The 23,443-nt window shown below is 59.1% G+C and carries 19 protein-coding genes, 5 tRNA genes and 1 pseudogene; 9 read left to right on the top strand and 16 right to left on the bottom strand.

Going from position 1 to position 23,443, the window contains the following annotated elements; genetic code table 11:
* The first annotated feature begins 31 nt into the window (after positions 1-31).
* The gene (locus ACTWLJ_RS17105; RefSeq protein WP_445177679.1) at positions 32-3,310 is read left to right on the top strand and encodes a PAS domain S-box protein; all 3,279 of its coding nucleotides are present in this window, start codon (positions 32-34) and stop codon (positions 3,308-3,310) included.
* A gap of 49 nt (positions 3,311-3,359) precedes the next feature.
* Here the strand turns inward: ACTWLJ_RS17105 and ACTWLJ_RS17100 are convergent, their stop codons facing one another.
* The 10 genes from ACTWLJ_RS17100 to gltX all read right to left on the bottom strand — a co-directional run bounded on the left by ACTWLJ_RS17100 (position 3,360) and on the right by gltX (position 9,303).
* Positions 3,360-3,803, bottom strand: a complete 444-nt coding sequence (locus ACTWLJ_RS17100) for an Hsp20 family protein (protein ID WP_445177678.1) — start codon at positions 3,801-3,803, stop codon at positions 3,360-3,362.
* 120 nt (positions 3,804-3,923) lie between these two features.
* Complete coding sequence (locus ACTWLJ_RS17095; RefSeq protein ID WP_445177677.1) at positions 3,924-4,883, bottom strand: tRNA dihydrouridine synthase; 960 nt, start codon at positions 4,881-4,883, stop codon at positions 3,924-3,926.
* A 155-nt stretch (positions 4,884-5,038) separates the two neighbouring features.
* Entirely contained in the window at positions 5,039-5,470 is a 432-nt protein-coding gene (locus tag ACTWLJ_RS17090; protein ID WP_401213907.1) for an acyl-CoA thioesterase, read from the bottom strand.
* Positions 5,471-5,517: 47 nt separating this feature from the next.
* Positions 5,518-6,351, bottom strand: coding sequence for an alpha/beta fold hydrolase (locus ACTWLJ_RS17085; RefSeq protein ID WP_401213904.1), 834 nt, complete (start codon positions 6,349-6,351; stop codon positions 5,518-5,520).
* Between the two features lie 30 nt (positions 6,352-6,381).
* On the bottom strand, positions 6,382-6,921 hold the full coding sequence (locus tag ACTWLJ_RS17080) for a TetR/AcrR family transcriptional regulator (RefSeq protein WP_401213901.1): 540 nt from the start codon (positions 6,919-6,921) through the stop codon (positions 6,382-6,384).
* 181 nt (positions 6,922-7,102) lie between these two features.
* A tRNA-Glu gene (locus ACTWLJ_RS17075) sits at positions 7,103-7,178 on the bottom strand.
* 81 nt (positions 7,179-7,259) lie between these two features.
* Positions 7,260-7,335: transfer RNA gene (locus tag ACTWLJ_RS17070), tRNA-Ala, on the bottom strand.
* Between the two features lie 53 nt (positions 7,336-7,388).
* Positions 7,389-7,464: transfer RNA gene (locus ACTWLJ_RS17065), tRNA-Glu, on the bottom strand.
* Between the two features lie 79 nt (positions 7,465-7,543).
* Positions 7,544-7,619, bottom strand: a tRNA-Ala gene (locus tag ACTWLJ_RS17060).
* 202 nt (positions 7,620-7,821) lie between these two features.
* On the bottom strand, positions 7,822-9,303 hold the full coding sequence (gene gltX, locus ACTWLJ_RS17055) for a glutamate--tRNA ligase (protein ID WP_445177676.1): 1,482 nt from the start codon (positions 9,301-9,303) through the stop codon (positions 7,822-7,824).
* 229 nt (positions 9,304-9,532) lie between these two features.
* Between gltX and ACTWLJ_RS17050 the strand changes: the two genes are divergently transcribed.
* Together ACTWLJ_RS17050 and ACTWLJ_RS17045 are read left to right on the top strand one after the other, a co-directional pair.
* The gene (locus tag ACTWLJ_RS17050; RefSeq protein WP_445177675.1) at positions 9,533-10,582 is read left to right on the top strand and encodes an HlyD family secretion protein; all 1,050 of its coding nucleotides are present in this window, start codon (positions 9,533-9,535) and stop codon (positions 10,580-10,582) included.
* Between the two features lie 49 nt (positions 10,583-10,631).
* Positions 10,632-12,122 (top strand): MDR family MFS transporter, encoded by a 1,491-nt coding sequence (locus ACTWLJ_RS17045; protein ID WP_445181363.1) that lies wholly within the window; start codon positions 10,632-10,634, stop codon positions 12,120-12,122.
* Positions 12,123-12,246: 124 nt separating this feature from the next.
* Here ACTWLJ_RS17045 and uvrB read toward each other — a convergent pair whose 3' ends face one another.
* Entirely contained in the window at positions 12,247-14,262 is a 2,016-nt protein-coding gene (gene uvrB / locus ACTWLJ_RS17040) for an excinuclease ABC subunit UvrB (protein ID WP_401213892.1), read from the bottom strand.
* 337 nt (positions 14,263-14,599) lie between these two features.
* Between uvrB and ACTWLJ_RS17035 the strand changes: the two genes are divergently transcribed.
* Entirely contained in the window at positions 14,600-15,796 is a 1,197-nt protein-coding gene (locus ACTWLJ_RS17035) for an amino acid aminotransferase (RefSeq protein ID WP_445177674.1), read from the top strand.
* A 224-nt stretch (positions 15,797-16,020) separates the two neighbouring features.
* Positions 16,021-16,221, top strand: coding sequence for a hypothetical protein (locus ACTWLJ_RS17030; protein ID WP_401213886.1), 201 nt, complete (start codon positions 16,021-16,023; stop codon positions 16,219-16,221).
* Here the strand turns inward: ACTWLJ_RS17030 and ACTWLJ_RS17025 are convergent.
* On the bottom strand, positions 16,218-16,448 hold the full coding sequence (locus tag ACTWLJ_RS17025) for a hypothetical protein (RefSeq protein WP_401213883.1): 231 nt from the start codon (positions 16,446-16,448) through the stop codon (positions 16,218-16,220). The genes ACTWLJ_RS17030 and ACTWLJ_RS17025 overlap by 4 nt on opposite strands.
* Positions 16,449-16,676: 228 nt before the next feature.
* Here ACTWLJ_RS17025 and ACTWLJ_RS17020 point away from each other — a divergent pair.
* Positions 16,677-16,752, top strand: a tRNA-Asn gene (locus tag ACTWLJ_RS17020).
* A gap of 191 nt (positions 16,753-16,943) precedes the next feature.
* Here ACTWLJ_RS17020 and ACTWLJ_RS17015 read toward each other — a convergent pair.
* A complete protein-coding gene (locus ACTWLJ_RS17015) occupies positions 16,944-18,464 on the bottom strand; it encodes a nucleobase:cation symporter-2 family protein (RefSeq protein WP_445177673.1) in 1,521 nt (506 codons plus the stop codon).
* Between the two features lie 322 nt (positions 18,465-18,786).
* On the opposite strand from ACTWLJ_RS17015, the gene ACTWLJ_RS17010 reads away from it, so the two are divergent.
* Entirely contained in the window at positions 18,787-19,113 is a 327-nt protein-coding gene (locus tag ACTWLJ_RS17010; RefSeq protein WP_445177672.1) for a BrnA antitoxin family protein, read from the top strand.
* A 3-nt stretch (positions 19,114-19,116) separates the two neighbouring features.
* On the opposite strand, the gene ACTWLJ_RS17005 is transcribed toward ACTWLJ_RS17010, so the two are convergent.
* Together ACTWLJ_RS17005 and xth are read right to left on the bottom strand one after the other, a co-directional pair.
* Positions 19,117-19,944 (bottom strand): arylamine N-acetyltransferase family protein, encoded by an 828-nt coding sequence (locus ACTWLJ_RS17005; protein WP_445177671.1) that lies wholly within the window; start codon positions 19,942-19,944, stop codon positions 19,117-19,119.
* Between the two features lie 100 nt (positions 19,945-20,044).
* Positions 20,045-20,839, bottom strand: coding sequence for an exodeoxyribonuclease III (gene xth / locus ACTWLJ_RS17000; protein ID WP_445177670.1), 795 nt, complete (start codon positions 20,837-20,839; stop codon positions 20,045-20,047).
* Positions 20,840-20,909: 70 nt separating this feature from the next.
* Here xth and ACTWLJ_RS16995 point away from each other — a divergent pair.
* Together ACTWLJ_RS16995 and ACTWLJ_RS16990 are read left to right on the top strand one after the other, a co-directional pair.
* Positions 20,910-21,242: pseudogene (locus tag ACTWLJ_RS16995) on the top strand (GNAT family N-acetyltransferase); the annotation flags it as partial.
* Positions 21,243-21,326: 84 nt separating this feature from the next.
* Complete coding sequence (locus ACTWLJ_RS16990) at positions 21,327-21,626, top strand: hypothetical protein (protein WP_445177669.1); 300 nt, start codon at positions 21,327-21,329, stop codon at positions 21,624-21,626.
* A 216-nt stretch (positions 21,627-21,842) separates the two neighbouring features.
* On the opposite strand, the gene ACTWLJ_RS16985 is transcribed toward ACTWLJ_RS16990, so the two are convergent.
* The gene (locus ACTWLJ_RS16985) at positions 21,843-23,411 is read right to left on the bottom strand and encodes a sensor domain-containing diguanylate cyclase (protein ID WP_445177668.1); all 1,569 of its coding nucleotides are present in this window, start codon (positions 23,409-23,411) and stop codon (positions 21,843-21,845) included.
* Positions 23,412-23,443: the final 32 nt, after the last annotated feature.

Here is a 23,443-nt window from a genome sequence, read left to right as displayed (position 1 = left end):
CAACGCCAAAATCAGCTCAAGGCCGTGAACAATGCCGAAATCTGTTGACCGCATTCCGCCGATGCCGCGTATCCAGGCCATAGACCCGCGACGTTCCGAGCAGAGCTGGGAGAGCGCGCCGCAATTGCTCGCCGCGCTCAACGGCGCACGGCTCGGCGCCTGGTACTGGGACATCGAACTCGGTCAGATCAGCTGGTCGCGGGGCACGCAGGCGCTGTTTGGCTTTGATCCGCGACAACCGTTGCCCGAAGATCTGGAATACCTCGACCTGTTGCCTCCTGAGGACCGCGCGAAAACCGTTCGCGCCTTCCACGCAGTGATTGCCGGTGCACCACTGGAACAGGCGATGCATCACCGCATCCGCTGGCCCGACGGCAGTCTGCATTGGCTGGAGATCAGCGGCAGCCTGCTACCAGACAAACACGGGCGCCCCCGAATGATCGGGGTGATTCGCGAAATCACCCACCAGCGCCAACGCGAACAGGCGCTGAGCAGCTCGGAGAAACGTTTCGCCACACTGTTTCACCTGTGCCCGAACATGGTCCTGCTGACCCGCCAGGAAGACGGCCTGATTTCCGAGGCCAACCAGTATTTCGAAAGCCTGTTCGGCTGGCCGGTGCAGAGCGCAATCGGTCGCACCACGCTGGAACTGGGCCTGTGGGTTCACCCTGAACAACGAGCCGAACTGGTCAGGAAAACCAAGGCCAAGGGCGAACTGATCAGCATGGAAGTGCAGTTTCGTGCCAGTAACGGGCAGGTCCATGACGGTATCCTCAGCGCACAGAAGGTCGAACTCGAAGGCCAGCCGTATCTGCTGAGCACGTTTCTCGACACCACCGAACGCAAAGCCGCCGAACACGCCCTGAAAGACAGTCAGGAGCGCCTCGATCTGGCGCTGGATTCGGCGCAACTCGGCACCTGGGACTGGCACATTCCCAGTGGCATGCTTTATGGCTCGGCGCGAGCCGCACAATTGCACGGGCTCGAGCCGATTCCGTTCCACGAGTCGTTCGAGGCGTTTTTTGAAGGCGTGCCCGGCGAAGAGCGCGAAAGCATGCGCGATGCCTACCGCAGCCTACGCGAAGGGCCAGCAGGCAATTATCAGCTGACGTACCGGGTTCAACTGGCGGACGGCAGCTCCCGTTATCTGGAAAGCCGCGCTCGTCTCTATCGCGACGATAACGGCGTGCCGCTGCGCATGGCCGGCACCTTGCTCGACATCACTGAGCAGGTCGAACGCGAACAACGGCTGGTGGCTTCGGAAGAGAAATTCGCCACGCTGTTCCAGGTCAGCCCCGACCCGATCTGCGTCACGCGTCAGGACAGCGGCGAATTCATCGAGATCAACTCCAGTTTCACCCAGACCTTCGGCTGGAGCGCCGCCGACGTGATCGGTCACACCGCCGAAGAAATCGGCCTGTGGGACGCTTCGGCGAAAAGTCTGCAGCGCATTGAACGGGTAATCCGCGAACAAGGCTTGAGCAACGTGGCGATCATCGTCCAGCACAAGGACGGCCAGTCGCTGACGTGCGTGATTTCCAGCCGGCAGATCAGCGTCGGCAATCAACCGTGCATCGTCACCACCCTGCGCGATATCACCCAGCAGCAACGTTCGGAAGCGGCACTCAAGGCCAGCGAAGAGAAATTCGCCAAAGCGTTTCACTCAAGCCCCGACGCGATCACCATCACCGAACGCGACACCGGGCGCTATCTGGAGGTCAACGACGGCTTCTGTCGCCTCACCGGTTATCGCGCTGAAGAAGTGGTCGGCAAAACCGTGTATCAGGTCGGTATCTGGGCCGAAGAAAAACAGCGCTCGGCACTGCTCGCCGAATTGCAGATCAAGGGCCGTGTACACCATCAGGAAATGCTCGGACGTAACAAGCGCGGGGAGTTGCTGACGGTCGAGGTCTCGGTCGAACCAATCACCCTCAATGAAACCGCGTGCCTGCTGCTGACCGCACGGGATGTCAGCCTGCTGAAAAACGCCGAAGCGCAGATCCGCCATCTGGCTTATCACGACCCGCTGACCAACCTGCCCAACCGCGCCCTGCTGATGGATCGCCTGAGCCAGCAAATCGCTTTGCTCAAGCGCCATAACCTGCGCGGTGCGCTGTTGTTTCTCGATCTGGATCACTTCAAACACATCAACGACTCGCTGGGCCATCCGGTCGGCGACACCGTGCTGAAAATCATCACCGCGCGACTTGAAGCCAGCGTACGCATGGAGGACACCGTCGCCCGTCTCGGTGGCGATGAGTTCGTGGTCTTGCTCAGCGGGCTGGAAGGCACGCGCAACGAGGTCAGCGTGCAAGTGCGAGAATTGGCCGACACCATTCGGGAGCTGCTGTCGGAACCGATGTTCCTCGACGGCCAGCGCCTGCAAGTGACGCCGAGTATCGGTGTGGCGTTGATTCCGGATCACGGCTCGACCCCGACCGACCTGCTCAAGCGCGCCGACATTGCGCTGTACCGGGCCAAGGATTCCGGGCGCAACACCACGCAGATGTACCACAACACCATGCAGAAAGCGGCGAGCGAGCGGCTGCGCATGGAGACCGACTTGCGTCTGGCGCTGTCCCGCGGCGAATTCAAAGTGCATTACCAGCCGCAAATCGACGCCCGGGACAATCGCATCATCGGCGCCGAAGCACTGGTGCGCTGGAATCACCCGGAACTCGGCGCGCAATCGCCCACGGAGTTCATCAAGGTGCTGGAGGACAGCGGCCTGATTCTGGAAGTCGGCACGTGGATTCTCGACGAGGCCTGCGAGGCGTTCAAACAACTGATCGCCGCTGACTTGATCGACCCTTACAACTTCAGCCTGTGCGTCAATATCAGCCCTAGACAGTTCCGCCAGAACGACTTCGTCGAGCGCATCGAACGCAGCATGACCAGCCACGGCCTGCCCTGCTCGCTACTGAAACTGGAAATCACCGAAGGCATCGTCATCCAGAATCTGGAAGACACCATCAGCAAAATGCGCCGCCTGAAAAAACTTGGCGTCAGCTTCGCCATGGATGACTTCGGCACCGGTTACTCGTCACTGACCTACCTCAAGCGCCTGCCGGTGGACACGCTGAAAATCGACCAGTCATTTATCCGCGATGCGACTACCGATCCCAACGACGCAGAAATCATCCGCGCAATCGTCGCCATGGCCCGCAGCCTGGAACTGGAAGTGATTGCCGAGGGTGTAGAAACGCCAGAACAGTTGGCGTTTCTGCAAGGCTTGGGCTGCCATTTGTATCAGGGTTATCTGCATAGCCGGCCGGTGGCGCTGGATAATCTGAAAGACATGCTCGGATGACGGGCACAAAAAAGGGGCGCCAGATGGCGCCCCTTTTCATTGCTCGGCCTTATTGCAGAACCGGCTTCTGCGTCCCGTTGATCGGGATGCGTTTGGCTTTCGCCTCTTCCGGGATCACCCGCAACAGGTCGATGCTCAGCAGACCATTGCTCAGATCCGCAGCCTTGATCTCGATGTGATCGGCCAGACGGAAGGACAGCTTGAATGCACGCTGGGCAATGCCCTGATGCAAGAACGTCACGCCTTCGCTGGCATCACGTTTGCCGCCACTGATGGTCAGCACACCTTTCTCGACTTGCAGTTCCAGGTCTTCTTCCTGGAAACCGGCCGCCGCCACGACGATGCGGTATTGATCGTCACCGTGTTTTTCAACGTTGTAAGGTGGGTAGGTGCTGCCTGGTTCGTTGCGCAGGGCGGTTTCGAACAGGTCATTGAAGCGGTCGAAACCAACCGAGGAACGGAACAGTGGCGCGAGGGAAAATGCAGTACTCATGGTTCAAATCTCCTGAAAACAATCAGCAAGTTTTTTATCTCCGCGACCCGAATTCGGCATCGCGTAACCCTTAGATAGGGACCGCTGATTGCATTTCAAGAGATTATTTCGAGATTTTTTTCAGGCCGCCTCAGCGACCGGCAGACCCAATAAACGCGAGACGTGATCCGGCTCGGTCTCACGGCGCAGGACGGTGAACAGCTCTGTCGCCTCAGGATAATTGCGCGTCAACATGGCCAGCCATTGCTTCAAACGACCTGGCGACTGACGCGCAGTCATTTGCGCCTTGGCTTGCAGCCAGAAGTCCTGGATCAGCGGCAGCAGTTCGGCCCAGGTCATCTCAACCACTTCCTCGCCGGCCCGTGCGGCAGCGATTTGCCGGGCCAGATCCGGGCGCGAAACCAGGCCACGGCCAAGCATGATGTCTTCAACCCCGCTGATTTCGCGGCAACGACGCCAGTCTTCGACGCTCCAGATATCGCCATTGGCAAACACCGGCACCTTGACCACGTCCTGCACGCGTGGAATCCATTCCCAATGCGCTGGTGGTTTGTAGCCGTCAACTTTGGTCCGTGCGTGTACGACGATGTGCTCGGCACCGCCCTCAGCCAACGCCGTGGCGCACACCAGCGAGCCATCCGGGCTGTCGAAGCCAAGACGCATCTTCGCGGTCACCGGAATGTGCGCCGGTACGGCACGCCGGACGTGTTCGACGATCTGGTTGAGCAGTTCCGGCTCCTTGAGCAGAACCGCGCCGCCACGGGACTTGTTGACGGTCTTGGCCGGGCAGCCGAAGTTCAGGTCGATCACTTGGGAGCCGAGTTCGCAGGCCAGCGCGGCGTTTTCCGCCAGACACACCGGGTCAGACCCCAGCAATTGCACACGCAGCGGCACACCGGAAGCGGTGCGGGCGCCGTTCAGCAGTTCGGGACCGAACTTGTGGAAATAGGCCGGCGTGAGCAACTGATCGTTGACGCGGATGAATTCGGTCACGCACCAATCGATACCGCCGACACGGGTCAGCACGTCGCGCAGGATGTCGTCGACCAACCCCTCCATGGGCGCCAGAGCAATTTGCATGGGGAAAACACTACTTGAGGAAAAAACGTGCGGCAGTTTACCGGGTTTACTGTAGCCCGTGTAGGAGCTGCCGAAGGCTGCGATCTTTTGACTTTGTTTTTAAAAGACAAGATCAAAAGATCGCAGCCTTCGGCAGCTCCTACAGTGGGGTTGTGTCAGGCGAGGATCGCCGGGCCGTAGCCTTCGATGAATTCGGCAGGCATGCGCTTGGGCTTGCCGGTGGACAGTTCAATGCAGACGAACGTGGTCTGCGCGCGCAACAGGGTGGTGTTGTCGCTTGGGCGGATCAACTGGAAGTGCCGGGTCATTTTCAGGCGCTGATCCCAATCGACGATCCAGGTCGCCAATTGCAGCTCATCGCCTTCGTAGGCGGCCGCCAGATAATCGATTTCGTGACGCACCACGGCCATCGCCCGATCCAGACGCCGGTACTCGACCAGATCCAGACCCAGCCGCTGCGAGTGGCGCCAGGCGCAGCGTTCAAGCCAGGTCACGTACACCGCGTTGTTCGCGTGCCCGAGCCCGTCGATGTCTTCGGCGCCTACTTCAAGATCAATGGTAAACGGCGTTGCCCGATCCCAGCCCATGCCCCACTCCCGGTCAAATTAATCAACCGGGGCAGTGTAACGGATGCCTACGCCGATTGGCGCGTCTGCAGGCTGCGACCGGCCAGCAGTGATAACACCCCATCAATCAACCGAGAGTCAGCCAGCACACGTTGATGACCGCCGCTTTCCAGACGCAGCAGACGGCTGTCGAACCAGGATTCGTGGATCAGTTGCGATTCTTTGACCGAAACGAAGTTGTCGTCCTCGGCATGCACGATCAGACCGGGCATATCCAGTTGATAGTGCGCGACATCCAGCGTGGCAGCGCGCATGCCGACATCTTTCTCGACCTGACGGATGAACGCGGAACGTGCTGGCGGCGGCATCCCCATGTAACGGGCAAAACCACGCAGCACCCCGAGAATGCGTGCCGGGGCAGCAATGCTCACCAGCGTTTCGGTGCGCAGGCCCAACTGTACGGCGAGCATCGCGCTGGCGCCGCCCATCGAGTGACCGATGACTGCTTGCAGCGGCGGCAACTCGGCGGCGGCTTCAAGCATGGCGCGGGCGAACAGCACCACATTGGCCTCACGCCCCGGCGAACGACCGTGGGCCGGGCCATCAAGCGCAACGACCGTGTAACCGGCCTCGACCAACGCGTTGATCAGTGCGGCGAACTGCGTGGGCCGCCCTTCCCAACCGTGCATCAGCAACACGGCCGGGCCCTGCCCCCAGCGCAATGCCGACAAGCCAAATCGCAAAGTGATGCGCTCGGAACTGGCCAGCAGCGGCAATTCCCAGTCCCGCAGGGGCAGCGAACGCGGCGTCATGAATGCCAACCGCATTTTGCTTGCCACCAGTTTTGGTGCAAACCAGCCCAAGGTGCCATTAACGCCGCGAACCCACTTCAACGTGCTCATCGCTAATTCCTCAGGCGTGCCGCCTTCAGGTCAACGCACTGCCGACTTGGCGGCGCGCAGCAATCGATCGGATAAATCACCCGGACCCAGCGCCCTGGCCAACGCCAGACCGCCGACCATCAAGGCGACATCGGCCAGCGCTTTGTCGGTGTCTTCAGGACTGGCCGCCAACTGCGCAACCATCAGTTCCAGGTGTTCGTTCAACGCGATACGGAATGACTCCGGCAAGCGGCCCAACTCACCAATCGAAGCCGGAATCGGGCAAGCCGACTCGCTGGAATCGCGGTGTTTGCGCGACAGGTAGAACGCAGCCACCAGTGCGCGACGTTCTTCGCCGGTCAGCTCGGAGTCCATGTCGGCAATCAGGTCGCGTCGGCGGCCGAGCAATTGCTTGAATGCCTCCAGCATCATTGCGTCCTTGCTTTCGAAGTGCGCATAGAAGCCACCGACAGTCAGGCCGGCTGCGCCCATCACTTCGCCCACGCTCGGGTCGGCCGGGCCACGCTGGATAAGCGCGGCACTGGCTGCCTTGAGAATGCGTTCGCGGGTTTGAGCTTTTTTATCGTTCATCGTTGCCTCCGAATATTACGACTAGAATATTATTCGCATAATAATATTCCGCAAGTCAAGGATATGACCGCTGGTCTGAAGCACAGTGTAAGGAAAAAGGAGATTTGGCCAAACGCCAGACAAACAAAAGGGCCATTCAATAATTGAATGACCCTTATAAATCCCGCAGAGCGGGTAATCGTGGCGTCCCCTAGGGGACTCGAACCCCTGTTACCGCCGTGAAAGGGCGGTGTCCTAGGCCACTAGACGAAGGGGACACAAACCCTTCTATACAACTGATCAGTGCTGAGAGCTGATCGATTCAAGGCCGGTGTGGCCAGACCTTGAACTTGTAAAATTGGTGGAGCTTAGCGGGATCGAACCGCTGACCTCCTGCATGCCATGCAGGCGCTCTCCCAGCTGAGCTAAAGCCCCGGATTTTTCGCCTCGCGGCGGAGTGACATCTTGCAACATCACTTCTGTAAAACTGGCGTCCCCTAGGGGACTCGAACCCCTGTTACCGCCGTGAAAGGGCGGTGTCCTAGGCCACTAGACGAAGGGGACGCAAACCCTTCTATACAACTGATCAACACTGAGTGTTGATCGCTTCGAAGCCGGTGTGGCCAGGCTTCGAAGTGTAAATTGGTGGAGCTAAACGGGATCGAACCGTTGACCTCCTGCATGCCATGCAGGCGCTCTCCCAGCTGAGCTATAGCCCCTCATCGTTGATGTCATCGCTGAGGACGGGGCGAATCTTAATGGCGCATCAAAAGGCTGTCAAACTTATTTTTGAAATAATTCAAAGTTTTTTGCCGTCATTACAATCACTTACCACCCTTCCCCCCGTAAATCGGGGAGAAACGCCGAAGGGCAGGATCAAAAGATCGCAGCCTCCGGCAGATCCAACAAAGACAAACGTGGTCAGGCGATAGCGCCCAACAGTTTTTCCCACTCTTTGTTTTCTTTCTTCGACACGCCGCCCAGCAGATCAATCGCCTGACGCAGACGGAAGCGCGTCAGATCCGGGCCGAGAATTTCCATCGCATCCAGCACCGACACCGAACTTGCCTGACCAGTGATTGCAGCAAACATCAGCGGCATCGCGTCACGCAGTTTCAACTCCAGCGATTCGACCACGGCTTGAATCGTCGAGGTGATGCTGTCCTTCTCCCACTGACGCAGGCTTTCCAGCTTCCACAGGATCAACTGCATCAACTGACGAACCTGATCACCCGAGAGCTTTTTCGATTCGAACAGCTTGGCATCCGGATTGACGCCACCGGCAAAGAAGAACCCGGCCAGCGGTGCAACCTGACTGAAGGTTTCAACGCGACCCTGAACGTGCGGCGCGATCTTCATCATGTACTCGGGATTCAGCGCCCAGGTCTGCAAGCGGCTGGCGAACTCTTCCACTGGCAGATCACGCAGCCACTGGCCGTTGAGCCACGACAGCTTCTCGACGTCGAAGATCGGCCCGCCGAGGGACACGCGCTTGAGATCGAAGTTGTCGACCATTTCCTGCAGCGAGAACTTCTCGCGTTCGTCCGGCATCGACCAGCCCATGCGGCCCAAATAGTTGAGCATCGCTTCCGGCATGAAACCCATGCGCTCGTAGAACGTCACCGAGGTCGGGTTCTTGCGCTTGGACAGTTTGCTCTTGTCCGGGTTACGCAGCAGCGGCATGTAGCACAGCTCCGGTTGTTCCCAGCCGAAGTATTCGTACAGCAGAATCAGTTTTGGCGCCGATGGCAGCCATTCTTCGCCACGCAGTACGTGGGTGATGCCCATCAGGTGGTCGTCGACCACGTTGGCGAGGAAGTACGTCGGCAGGCCGTCGGTCTTCATCAACACTTGCATGTCCATGCGATCCCACGGGATCTCGACATCGCCACGCAGCATGTCCGGGACCACGCAAACGCCTTCGGTCGGCACTTTCATGCGGATCACGTGCGGTTCGCCAGCGGCCAGACGGGCAACGACTTCTTCTTTCGACAGCAACAGCGCACGGCCGTCGTAACGCGGGGTTTCGCCGCGAGCCATCTGCTCGGCGCGCATCTGGTCCAGTTCTTCGGCAGTGCAGAAGCACGGGAACGCGTGACCCATTTCAACCAGTTGCTGGCAATACTTCTGATAGATATCGCCGCGCTCGCTCTGGCGATAAGGACCGTGCGGGCCGCCGACATCCGGGCCTTCGCTCCAGTCGATGCCCAACCAGCGCAGGGCGTCGAAGATCTGTTGTTCCGACTCGCGGGTCGAGCGCAACTGATCGGTGTCTTCGATGCGCAGGATGAACTCACCGCCATGCTGCTTGGCAAAGCAGTAGTTGAACAATGCGATGTAAGCGGTACCTACGTGGGGGTCCCCGGTAGGCGATGGCGCGATGCGAGTGCGGACGGTGGTCATGGCATGTCTCGAAAAAGATGAAAAGCAAAACGATCAAGCCGCGAATGGTAACAGGCGAGCCCCGCCCCGCTCCAGCAGACAGGGCATTTAAGCCAAGATTGCGCCTGTAACGCCCGTTGGCCGTGGTGAATGACCGAATATCAGCCTTTGGCATTTACCGTTTATCGGCTGTATGCCAGATTCGCCTGCTGATAACTTTCCTTACAATTTCTCGACTACAGTTTGCCTCATGCCAGCCCAACTCAAGCGCCGCCTGTTCATCTTCCTGCTGCTCGTCCTGCTGATTGCCGGGGGCTTCTTCGCCCATTGGTTCTTCAAGGGGCGCTTTTATGAAAGCACCGACAATGCCTATGTCCAGGGCGAGATCACCCGAGTGTCGAGCCAGTTGGGCGCGCGCATCGATGAGGTGTTGGTGCAGGACAACCAGCATGTAGAGAAAGGCCAGTTACTGGTACGCCTCGAAGGTGATGATTTCCGTCTGGCGGTAGATCGCGCCAACGCCGCCCTCGCCACACGCGAAGCCGAGCGTCTGCAAGCCCAGAGCAAACTGACTCAACAATCGAGCCTGATCGCCTCCAGCGACGCACAAGTGGCGACCACCCAGGCAACCCTCGGCCGCTCGCAAATCGACCTGTCCCGCGCCGAAACCCTGCGCAAACCCGGTTACGTTTCCGAAGAACGGGTCACCACGCTCTCCGCCGACACCCACATTGCCCGCTCGCAAGTCGCCAAGGCTCAGGCTGATGCGCAGAGTCAGCGCCAACAGGTCAACGCCCTGTCCGCCGAGATCAAACGCCTCGACGCACAAATCGCCAACGCCCGCGCCGACATCGCGCAAGCCGAACTGAACATGACCCGCAGCGAAATCCACGCACCGATCAGCGGACTGGTCGGCCAGCGTGCCGCACGCAACGGTCAGGTGGTGCAGGCGGGTGCGTACTTGCTGTCGATAGTTCCGGACGAAGACATTTGGGTGCAGGCCAACTTCAAGGAAACCCAGATCGGCCACATGCAGCCCGGACAGAAAGCCGAACTGGTGTTTGATGCTTATGCCGACACGCCCATCGAAGCGCGAGTCGACAGCTTGTTCGCCGCATCCGGCGCGCAGTTCAGCCTGTTGCCGCCCGACAACGCCACCGGCAACTTCACCAAAGTCGTGCAGCGGATTCCGGTCAAGCTGACCTTCAAAGCCGATAATCCGCTGCGCGGCAAGATCCGTCCGGGTATGTCAGTCACCGCGACCGTGAATATCAAAGACGCCCCAGACAATGGCCGGTGATTCGCTGATCCGCCCGGTCGGCGAACCGACCCGGCGGGACTGGATCGCGGTGATGAGCGTGATGCTCGGCGCCTTTATGGCGGTGCTCGATATCCAGATCACCAACTCCTCGCTCAAGGATATTCAAGGCGCGCTGTCGGCGACGCTGGAAGAAGGCTCGTGGATTTCCACTTCGTATCTGGTGGCGGAAATCATCATGATCCCGCTGACCGCGTGGCTGGTGCAGCTACTCTCGGCGCGGCGTCTGGCGGTGTGGGTTTCGCTGGGGTTTCTGGTTTCATCGCTACTGTGCTCGATGGCCTGGAGCCTTGAAAGCATGATCATCTTTCGCGCCATGCAGGGTTTCACCGGCGGCGCGCTGATCCCGCTGGCGTTCACCCTGACGCTGATCAAACTCCCCGAACATCACCGCGCCAAGGGCATGGCGATGTTTGCCATGACCGCCACTTTCGCGCCCTCCATCGGCCCGACCCTCGGCGGCTGGCTCACGGAAAACTGGGGCTGGCAGTACATTTTCTACATCAACATCCCGCCCGGCCTGATCATGATCGCCGGTTTGATGTACGGCCTGGAGAAGAAAGAAGCGCACTGGGAACTGCTCAAAAGCACCGACTACACCGGCATCCTCACGCTGGGAATCGGACTCGGTTGCTTGCAGGTATTTCTCGAAGAGGGTCACCGCAAGGACTGGCTCGAATCGAGTCTGATCGTGACCCTGGGCAGCATTGCGCTGGTAAGCCTGATCACCTTTGTGATCGTGCAGATTTCCAAACCCAATCCGCTGATCAACCTCGGCATCCTGCGCAATCGCAACTTTGGGCTATCGAGTATTTCCAGCCTGGGCATGGGTGTCGGGTTGTATGGCTCGATTTATCTGTTGCCGCTGTATCTGGCACAGATCCAGAACTACAACGCCTTGCAGATCGGCGAAGTGATCATGTGGATGGGCGTGCCGCAGCTGTTTCTGATTCCGCTGGTGCCGAAGCTGATGAAGTACATCTCGCCGAAGTGGCTGTGTACTTTGGGGTTCGGGCTGTTCGGGCTGGCGAGTTTTTCGTCGGGGGTGCTCAACCCGGATTTCGCCGGGCCGCAGTTCAACCAGATCCAGATCATTCGGGCGCTGGGCCAGCCGTTGATCATGGTGACCATCTCGCTGATCGCCACCGCGTACATCCTGCCGCAGGATGCGGGCTCGGCGTCGAGTCTGTTCAACATCCTGCGCAACCTTGGCGGCGCCATCGGCATCGCCCTGCTCGCGACGTTGCTGGATGCGCGCACCAAGACTTACTTCGATTACTTGCGTGAAGCGATTGTGCCAACCAATCCGCAAGTGGCTGAGCGGATGGCGTCGATGACCGACAGGTTCGGCAGTGACACGGCGGCGTTGGGCAAGATGAGTGAAATCGTGCATCAGCAGGCGTTGATCATGGCCTACAACGATGCGTTTCACTTTGTCGGGATTGCGTTAGGGGTGAGTATGTTGGCGATCTTGCTGACCAAAAAATTGCCGCAGGGGCTTAAGGCAGGGGAAGCTCACTGATTCTTTGCGGTGTCTGGACTGGCCCCTTCGCGAGCAAGCTCGCTCCCACAGGGGATTTGTGAACGACACAGATCCAATGTGGGAGCGAGCTTGCTCGCGAAGAGGCCTTGCCCGGCAATAAAGATCAAACAGCCAGAAGCCGCTCGCGCAATTTGGAAATTTCATCACGCATCTGCGCCGCCGCTTCAAACTCCAGATCCCGAGCCAACTGATACATCTTCTCTTCCAGCGCACGAATACGCTTGGTGATCTCGCTCGGTGAGCGCAGTTCGGCTTCGTACTTGGCGTTCTCTTCGGCAGCCTTGGCCATGCCCTTGCGCTTCTTGCTACGCGAGCCTGGCACCGTGGCGCCTTCCATGATGTCGGCGACATCCTTGATCACGCCTCTCGGCGTGATGCCATTGGCCAGGTTGAACGCGACCTGCTTTTCACGTCGGCGTTCGGTCTCGCCAATCGCCCGCTCCATCGAGCCGGTCATGCGGTCGGCATACAGAATCGCCCGGCCATTGAGGTTACGCGCCGCCCGGCCGATGGTCTGGATCAGCGAACGCTCGGAACGCAGGAAACCTTCCTTGTCGGCATCAAGAATCGCCACCAGCGACACTTCCGGCATGTCCAGACCTTCACGCAGCAGGTTGATCCCCACCAGCACATCAAAGGTACCGAGGCGCAGGTCGCGGATGATCTCGACCCGCTCAACCGTGTCGATGTCCGAGTGCAGATAGCGCACGCGCACACCGTGGTCGGCGAGGTAATCGGTGAGGTCTTCGGCCATGCGCTTGGTCAGCGTGGTGACCAGCACTCGTTCTTCGACCGCCACCCGTTTGGCGATTTCCGAGAGCAAGTCATCGACCTGGGTCAGCGCCGGACGCACCTCAACCTGCGGGTCAACCAGACCGGTCGGCCGCACCACTTGCTCGACCACGCGCCCGGCGTGCTCGGCCTCGTAGTTACCCGGCGTTGCCGAGACGAAAATGGTTTGCGGACTGACCCCTTCCCATTCGTCGAAACGCATCGGCCGGTTGTCCAGCGCCGACGGCAGACGGAAGCCGTACTCGACGAGGGTTTCCTTGCGCGAGCGGTCGCCCTTATACATCGCGCCGACTTGCGGCACGCTGACGTGGGATTCATCGATCACCAGCAAGGCATCCGCCGGCAGGTAATCGTAAAGCGTCGGTGGCGCCGCACCGGCCGGACGCCCGGACAGGTAGCGCGAGTAGTTTTCGATGCCGTTGCAGTAACCCAGTTCGAGGATCATTTCCAGGTCGAAACGGGTGCGCTGCTCCAGACGCTGAGCTTCCACCAGTTTGTTGTTGCTGCGCAGGTATTCGAGGCGTTCCTGCAATTCGACCTTGATGTGTTCGATAGCGTCGAGCAGGGTTTCCCGTGGCGTCACGTAGTGACTCTTCGGGTAGAAGGTGAAGCGCGGCATCTTGCGGATGACTTCGCCGGTCAGCGGATCGAATGCCGAGATGCTCTCGACCTCATCGTCGAACAGCTCGATGCGAATCGCCTCAAGGTCGGACTCCGCCGGATAGATATCGATCACATCGCCACGCACACGGAACGTCGCCCGGGCGAAATCCATGTCGTTGCGGGTGTATTGCAGATCGGCCAAACGTCGCAGCAGCGCGCGCTGATCGAGTTTGTCGCCGCGATCGACGTGCAACACCATCTTCAGATAGGTTTCCGGGCTGCCCAGACCATAGATGCACGACACCGTGGTGACGATGATCGCGTCCTTGCGCTCCAGCAACGCTTTGGTCGCGGACAGACGCATCTGCTCAATGTGGTCGTTGATCGACGCATCCTTCTCGATGAAGGTGTCGGAGGACGGCACATAAGCTTCGGGCTGGTAGTAGTCGTAGTAGGAAACGAAGTATTCAACCGCGTTGTTCGGGAAGAACGCCTTGAACTCGCCGTACAACTGCGCGGCCAGGGTTTTGTTGGGCGCCAGCACCAGGGTCGGACGCTGTACCTGGGAAATCACGTTGGCGATGCTGAAGGTCTTGCCCGAGCCAGTCACACCGAGCAACGTCTGGTGCGCGAGCCCGGCATCGATACCCTCGACCAACTGGCGAATGGCTTCCGGCTGATCGCCAGCGGGCTCGAAGCGGGTGACTAGCTGGAATTCGGACATAAACACCTCAGGGATCGCGGCTCTGCGAGCAAACAGAAGAACCACGGGGATGACCGCAAACGGCCAAGGTCATCCAGGGAAAAACGAAGATTGTGTTCAATGTGGAGCCGATTGCCGAGGCTTTCAAGGCAAACGTCCTACATCCGGTAAAGTCTCTGACAGAGTCAATCGACTAACGGTCAAGAAATAATCGGAAAAACTTACGCTAAAAGGCGTTTCGCCTGTCGCTATCGCTCGCTGATGGCCTCTATACTAGCTCCCCGTTTGTGCACCGCTCTAGTGCATTCGGCTGGAGCGCGACACGTCCCTCCAATTCCCATTCAGAGCCGCCGTAATAATGAGCCTGTTCTCCGCTGTCGAAATGGCACCCCGCGATCCAATCCTGGGCCTCAACGAAGCATTCAACGCCGATACCCGGACCGACAAGGTCAACCTGGGTGTAGGTGTTTACTGCAACGAAGAGGGGCGAATTCCACTTCTGCGCGCCGTTATCGAAGCCGAAACGATTCGCGTCGCCCAGCACGCCTCCCGTGGCTACCTGCCGATTGACGGCATCGTCGCCTACGACCAGGCCGTGCAGAAGCTGCTGTTCGGCAATGACTCGCCACTGATCAGCGCCGGCCGAGTGATCACCACTCAAGCCGTCGGCGGTACTGGCGCACTGAAAATCGGTGCCGACTTCCTTAAGCAACTGCTGCCGAACGCCGTCGTGGCGATCAGCGACCCGAGCTGGGAAAACCACCGCGCGCTGTTCGAAACCGCTGGTTTCCCGGTGCAGAACTACCGTTATTACGACGCCGCTACCCACGATGTGAACCGTGCCGGCCTGCTCGAAGACCTCAACGCCCTGCCGAACGGCTCGATCGTTGTGCTGCACGCGTGCTGCCACAACCCGACCGGCGTCGATCTGAGCCCGGCTGACTGGAACAACGTGCTGGACGTGGTTCGCGCCAAAGGTCACGTACCGTTCCTCGACATGGCCTACCAGGGCTTTGGCGACGGCATCGACGAAGACGCCGCTGCCGTGCGCCTGTTCGCCGAATCCGGCCTGACTTTCTTCGTATCGAGTTCGTTCTCCAAGTCGTTCTCGCTGTACGGCGAGCGCGTCGGTGCACTGTCCATCGTCAGCGAATCGAAAGAAGAAAGCGCGCGCGTGCTGTCGCAGGTCAAGCGCGTGATCCGCACCAACTACTCCAACCCGCCGACTCACGGTGCAAGCATCGTCGCTGCCGTGCTGAACAGCCCGGAGCTGCGTGCACAGTGGGAAGCCGAACTGGCCGAAATGCGCCTGCGGATTCGCGGCATGCGCGAGCAAATGGTTGCGCTGCTGGCGCAAAAAGCACCGCAGCGCGACTTCAGCTTCGTGGGTCGTCAGCGCGGCATGTTCTCCTACTCCGGCCTGACCGTTGACCAGGTTCACCGCCTGCGCAACGAATTCGGCATCTACGCCCTGGACACCGGCCGCATCTGCGTCGCCGCGCTGAACCAGAGCAACATCAAAGCCGTGACGGATGCGATTGTTCAGGTCATCTGATTTCGCGCTGTAACGAAAAACGGGAAGCCGCAGGGCTTCCCGTTTTTATTTGTCTGAAGGAAGCCACACATTCCCTCTAGACTGCACACAGATTTACCTGTGGGAGCGAGCCTGCTCGCGAAAGCGGTCTGCCCTTCAATTCAATTGTCGACTGACACGACGCCTTCGCGAGCAAGCTCGCTCCCACAGGTTATGAGTACATTTCAGAATTTATGAGATCCAACATGAAAAACGATGACCTGCGCGCCAACCGTGATGACCTGGATGATTTCATCCCCCGCACAGCGGCCAAGCGTGGCAATAGCCTGGTGCTGCAAGTGGCGGCCGGCGTGTTTCTTGGCGGACTGGCGCTGTGGCTGGTACAGCTGGGCGCGACCCTGCTGTACGCCAAGTTGATGCTGGGTACCGTGACGTTCGGCGGTTAAGCCAGTTCCGTCGCACGCTGGCTGGCGGCGTCGTCATAGGCGACGTAAAGCGATTCGGCGACCTGGCTTTTGATCGCCTTGGCGCTTTCGAGGCCAAGGACAAAACCTTCGGCCTTGCCACCGGCACGATTCAATTCCTCAGCGGTGCTGGCCTGAGTGATCGCATCGAAGAGTTTTTCGGCGTGCGGCCCTACCCCTTTCGGCAGGCTGATTTGCGCGATGCTCATGCGAACACCTCGATGTTGCGAACGATCTGGGACAAGTGGTTCATGGCGCTTACCTTTTCGGCGAATGGTCGGGAGCGCGTGTTACCACTTCCGGGCGGCCATGGTAGACCTCCGGGACGTTTCTGGTAACCGCCAATCACTGACAAACCTCCGCTCGTCCTGCCGAATCAATCAATTTTATAACTGATGCTTGACTTCTCTTTTTGAATCAGTAACATACGCACCAATTCCGCAATAGCTCAGTTGGTAGAGCAAGTGACTGTTAATCACTGGGTCCCTGGTTCGAGTCCAGGTTGTGGAGCCAAATTCAAAGCCCCTGAATCGAAAGATTCAGGGGCTTTTTTGTGCGCGCCTTAAAAATCAAAAGAACGCCGCAGCGTCTAGGGATGCATTCCAGGGTAGGAGCTGCGGCACGCTGCGATCTTTTGATCTTCACCAATGAAAAAGGCCGATCTGCATTCCTGCAGATCGGCCTTCTTTCACTCAGTACAAGCGTCAGACATGCTCACTGCTCTTCGCATGAGCCTTCGGCGCACCGTGCCCGTGATCAGTATCCACCTCGACCACCGGCACTTCATTGCCATCGCAGTCGTGGAGTTTGCCGTCGCTGAAGTAGTCGCCTTCACGCAGCGCCGCCAGATCCTGATAACGCAACACCCGCTCCGCCGCCTCGGCAAACACCGACTGTTGATTCGAGTTGCCAAGCGTGAAGTGGTTGAACGTCAGGTTGAGCACGATAGCCATGATCGCCGACGAGCTGATGCCCGAATGGAAAATGGTCGCGAACCAGCTCGGGAAGTGATCGTAGAAGTTCGGCGCGGCAATCGGGATCATGCCGAAACCGATGGAGGTCGCAACGATGATCAGGTTGACGTTGTTACGGTAATCAACCTTGGACAGCGTACGAATACCGCTCGCCGCCACCGTACCGAACAGCACGACGCCAGCACCACCGAGCACCGAAGTTGGCACCGCGGCAATCACCCGCCCCATGAACGGCAGCAGGCCGAGAATCACCAGGAATACACCACCAGTCGCCACCACAAAACGGCTCTTGATCCCGGTCACCGCCACCAGCCCGACGTTCTGGGCGAAGGCGCTTTGGGTGAAGGAACCGAAGATCGGCGCGATCATGCTCGACAGCATGTCCGCTCGCAGACCGTTGCCCAGACGCTTGGAGTCAACCTTGGTGTCGATGATTTCACCGACCGCCAGAATGTCCGCCGAAGTCTCGACCAGCGTCACCATGACCACGATGCACATCGACAGGATCGCAGCGAAGTGGAACGTCGGCATGCCGAAGTGGAATGGGGTTGGGAAACCGAACATCGGGCCCTGAGTCACGGTGGAGAAATCCGCCATGCCAAGGAACACCGCCACCACCGTGCCGATTACCATGGCCAACAGGATCGACAGACGCGAGATGGTCGAGCTGCCGATTTTGCTCAGCAGCAACACCAGCACCAGCGTCAGAGCCGCCAGACCGATGTTTTCCATGCTGCCGAAGTTATCGGCGTGGCTGTTGCCGCCCATCGCCCAGCGTGCGGCCACCGGCATCAGCGTCAGGCCGATGGTGGTGATCACAATGCCGGTCACCAATGGCGGGAAGAATTTGGTGATTCGCGAGAACACCGGGGTTATCAATAATCCGATCAGCGAGGCCGCTATCACCGCGCCAAGGACTGACTGAAAGCCACCCTCCCCGCCGCTGCTGACGATGGCCACCATCGTCGCCACACCCGAGAACGAAACACCCTGCACCAGCGGCAACTGACATCCGAAAAACGGCACTCCCAGGGTTTGCAGCAACGTCGCCAGCCCCCCTGCAAACAATGAAGCGGCAATCAACAAACCAATGTCCGCCGGCGACAGCCCGGCTGCCTGACCGATGATCAGTGGCACCGCGACGATACCGCCATACATGGTCAGAACATGTTGCAGGCCGTAAGCCATATTCGCGCCGACCCCGAGATTTTCATCCTCGGGCCGTTGGTGTGAAAGATGGGGCGTTTTCATGGTGGGGGGTTCCCTGGTTTTTTGTTATGCGCACACTGTATGCAAGAGTCACAACAAATGTCCATAGAGTTGTATACAACTTATCGGTCACATTATGGATAGGTAGCCACCCAACCTTCTATCCCGGCGCTTCCATCCCCCACAAATCCGGCAATACATCTGTGCCGGGCAGTGCTTTTTATCCCGCTAGGCTGAAGTGTTCATGGCGACCAGCGGTGCGGTCGCGCTCTTTTTTATACATATAAAGTATGCATAATGAAGTCATTCGACATTCAGTTCGACAAAAGCAAGAACGCTGCCAACTATCTAAAAGGCTTGAACGATGAAAGACCAGTACGACTTCAGCGATGCCAAGCGTGGCACCGTGGCATCCGCCAAGGGCAAGACCCGCATCACCATCATGCTCGACGATGCGGTTATCGAAGCGGCGCGCACGGTGGCGGAGAGCGAAGGTTTCGGCTATCAGACGGTAATCAATAACACCCTGCGCCGCACCCTGCTCGACAGCGCGAATGCGCCGGCTGAACCGGAGCGAAGCGGCAAGTTCATTCCAGGCATCACTGCCGCCGACCTCAAAAGCCTCGAAAAGAAACTATCGGCAGCAGTCGGCGAAATCCGTCGTGTGCTGGAACCAGACGCCAAACCTTAAGCGTCAGGCGACGCTGATAAAACGTTCGAGCGACTGGCGCACCGCTGGAAGGTTCGGCACGCGAAGCCCGAACTCGCGCTCCAGCACTTCAATCAGCGCCTCGACATCCGTCAGCTCGCGACGCTCGCTTTCGGCACCGACCCGGTGGATTGCGAAACTGCCGTTATTCAGCGTCCGCCGCCAGCCGTCGCCGGTGCGTGCGACCATCAGGCGCTTGGCGAACGGCGAGTCAGGATGGGTCGAGACGTACCAGTTGCCGATGGCGTAATCGATGTCTTCCTGACGTTGCAGATCGAACAGGTACATCGGCCGCCATTCACCGGCCACATTGGCGCGCAGCATGTAACCGTCAGCCTGTTTCTCGATGCGATAAGGTTCGTGTGGTGTCGCTTGCTCGGCCTCGGTATCCAGAAGCAACGGCGCGGTAGGCACCATGCCACCGAAGCCGACGTCGGTGATGTAGCGCACGCCGTCGATCACCACCAGACTCAAGCGATGAGTGCGAGCGGTCCAGGTGCCTTCGGGCTGGGCCATGACCACTCGCCCGCTGATGCCACGCGCATCGAAACCGAGTTCCTGCAACAGCGCCAGAAACAGGCTGTTGAGTTCGTAGCAGTAACCGCCGCGACCGTCATACAGGACTTTCTGCTCCACCGAAGGCAGATCGATCGGCACCGGCTGACCGGTGATTGTTGAAAGATTTTCGAAGGGAAAGACGCTCGTGTGGCGCAACTGCAATTGACGCAAGGTTTCAAGGGTTGGCGCCGGCAGCGTTTCGAATCCCAGACGTTGCAGATACAGGCTTGAATTGGTCAGGCGTGGTTCGCTCATTGCTCAGTCCCTTCGCATGTGGCTGCGGATCGCTCCGCCAATGGCCGACATGTATACGGGATCAGGCATTGCTGCCGACAATTGATTTCGCCAATCAGCCCTATCGCCGCTTGCGCGAACCAATGCGAATCCAGGTGGGGGCATGATCGCTTGCATGCGGTTCGTTACGCACCCAGGCGTCTACTCCGGCCTCGTGCAAATAAGGGCTCAATGCTGGATTGAGCAGTAAATGGTCGATGCGCAGTCCGGAATTTTTCTGCCAGTGTTGGCGGAAATAGTCCCAGAAGGTGTAGAGCCGATCTTCGGGATACAGATGCCGTAACGAGTCGGTCCAGCCTTGATCGAGCAAGCGCTGATAACACTCGCGGCTCTCCGGTTGCAGCAATGCATCCTTGAGCCATGAGCGAGTGTTGTAGATGTCCATGTCGGTGGGCACCACGTTGTAATCGCCAGCCAGCACCACCGGGTGATCGCTGCTTTGCAGATCCTTGGCATAGGTAATCAAGCGTTCGAACCACGCCAGTTTGTAATCGAATTTCGGCCCCGGTTGCGGGTTGCCATTGGGCAGGTACAGACAACCGACCAGCACGCCGTGCACCGCTGCTTCCAGATAACGGCTTTGGCTGTCGTCGGGATCACCCGGCAAACCGCGTCGACTCTCCAGCGGTTGCGCATCCCGCGCCAGGATCGCTACCCCGTTCCAAGACGGCTGCCCCTGCCAGATCGCGCCGTAACCGGCGGTTTCCAGTTCGGCGGCGGGAAAGGCGCTGTCCACCGACTTCAGCTCTTGCAGGCAAGCGATGTCCGGTTGTTCGCGCTTGAGCCATTCCAGCAGGTTCGGCAAACGCGCGCGCAGACCGTTGACGTTGAAGGTGGCGATTCGCAGGTTTTTCATCGGCTGACGCTCCTGCCGGTGGGTGTAAAAATTCTGACCTGTAGTCGTTACGGTGGTTGCATGCCCTGCTCCACTCAACCGCAAGCTGGAAATCGGCAGCAGCTGGATTTCGACGCGCAGGCAGAAAACCTTCGTCAACACCGCCGCCAAATACCTGATGTTGCGCCACGCTTTTCAAGTGCTCGATTGCGTGCGGGTGCAGTTCACCACTGACGAAAACAATCAGAAATCGCGCAATGCGATCCTGCGGCTAGGGGCGCAACAGGAGGGCATTGTCCGTCACGAGCGGATCATGCCGGATGGGCGCAAGCGCAACTCGGTGCGGTTTAGCATCATTGATGATGAGTGGCCGCAGGTTTGTGAGGGACTGGAGCAGAAACTGGCGGCGTTCAACGCACGCTAGACCGACCGTTTGTCAGCCGACCGGCACCAAGCTTTGTGGGGGTCAGACCAATGTCAGGTAACCAGCTCTTTCTGGAGACTTACCATGACATCTCGTAAATTGACTTCGCTTTTCCTCGCTGGCCTGCTGGCGACAGCCTCGGTCGGCGCTTTTGCTGCCAATGACAGCACTGATGCGACGGGCACCAAGTCCGGCGCGACCAGCGGCTCGACCATGCCACCAGACAGCACCCCTGGCGCGCCGAAGGGTGGCGACAGCTCCGATGGCGCAGGCTCGGGAACCGGCACTAACGGCGGCAGCATGGGCTCTGGCTCGGGGGCCGGCGGTGGCACCGGTTCGGCGGGTGGCGGAACTGGCGGCGCAGGTGGTGGCACTGGCAGCTGAACGAACAAGAGCAGGTCATGGTGATAGCTATGGCCTGCGGCACACCTCATTCGGCGGATCAGCCGCCATCCACGGCGACTGATCTGACGCTTTCGCGGGCAAGCCCGCTCCCACAGTGTCCGTGGTGGGAGCGAAAATTTTGCCAACACCCTAAAAACCTGTGGGAGCGGGCTTGCCCGCGAAGGCGTCAGCACATTCAACAACTATGTCGCCTGGTCAACGATCCGAACGCATCAGCTCGGCAAAACCACCGTCCATAGACAGCACCGCCGCCCGGTTACGACCGGCATTTTTCGCCTGATACAACGCCGCATCAGCCCGCTGGATAAACACTTCCAGACTGTCATTGCCGCTCGGGATGAACGAGTAGCAACCCAGGCTCACCGTCAAATACCCGGTCGGTGAACCGCTGTGAGTGATGTGCTTGTCCATGACGCTGCGGCGGATCTGTCCGGCAATCGCCAGCGCGCCGTTGATATCGGTGTCCGGCAACAACACCGCAAACTCCTCACCCCCGTAGCGCACCGCCAGATCAGCCTTGCGCTGGCAACAGCCCTTCACCACTTGCGCCACTTGGGTCAGGCAATGATCGCCCGCCACATGTCCGTACGCATCGTTGTAGCGCTTGAAGAAATCGATATCGAGCATGATCAGGCTCACCGGGCTCGACTGCCGTGCACCACGGGCAAATTCGATCTCCAGCGAACGCTCGAACAACCGCCGATTGGCCAGCCCGGTCAGGCTGTCGTGAGTGGCGATCTGCTCCAGCGCCAGCTGGGCCTTGCGCAGGTTTTTCTCGATCCGCTCACCATCGCGCACCTGATGAATGAACACCCAGCCGAACAAACCGACACCGAGAATCACCAAGGCAATAATCACGCTGGACTGAAACGCCCGCTCGTACCACCCTTTGAGAATCGTATCCCGCGATGACGCCGCCGCGACCACCAACGGGTATGAGCCCAACTGCCGATAACCGTAAAGCCGCACGATGCCATCGACCACCGAGGTGATCATCGCAGTACCGGAAGTCGCTTGAGGCAGCAGCTCCCGATAAATTTTGCCTTGCGCCAGCGACGAGCCGATCAACGCTTCATCGAATGGTCGACGGGCCAGCAGCGTGCCGTCGGTCAAGCCAAGAAACATGATGCCGTTGTCATCGAGGCTGAAGCTTTTGAAGAACTGATCGAAGTAGGACATCTTGATCCCCGCCATCAACACGCCCTGGAAATTGCCGAGGCGATCGTTGATGCGTTTCGAGATGGGAATGATCCACTCGCCGTTCTCGCGGCTGCGAATCGCCGGGCCGATGTGCGCCACGGTCGAGACGTTTTGCTGATGAAATTTGAAATACTCGCGATCGGCCACGCCATTGCCACGGGGCAGATCAGTGAACGAAGTAATCACCCACTGCCCCTGCTGATCAAACAGAAACATCCCGTGCAACTGCTCCAGTTGCTGCACGCGACGGGCGAAGGTCTGCTGTAAGCGAGGCTTCTGTGCGGCGCCATAACCATCGTCCTGAATCCAGTCAACCAGGCTGGTCAACACCAGATCGGCGGCGAGAAACGTGTCTTCCGCCTGCTGCCCCATCGCCCGGGTCAGGTTGGCGGAAGCCATTTTCGCAGTGGCCAGATCCTGGCGTCGCGACTGCTCCAGTTGCAGATACAACAATCCGAACAGGCACAGACATACCGCAACGATAAACAGCGCTGCCGCTTTACGCAGTGGCAGGCGTTTTAGCGTGCCGGGGGCCTGATGCGGATCGTGCGTGGGGATAGGCAAAAACATGTCCTGGGCAGGTGCGTCCGGGGTCG

The sequence above is a fragment of the Pseudomonas sp. McL0111 genome (assembly GCF_052567255.1).
Note: the sequence above shows the minus strand (reverse complement) of the source record. Positions and strands in the feature narration are given on the sequence as shown.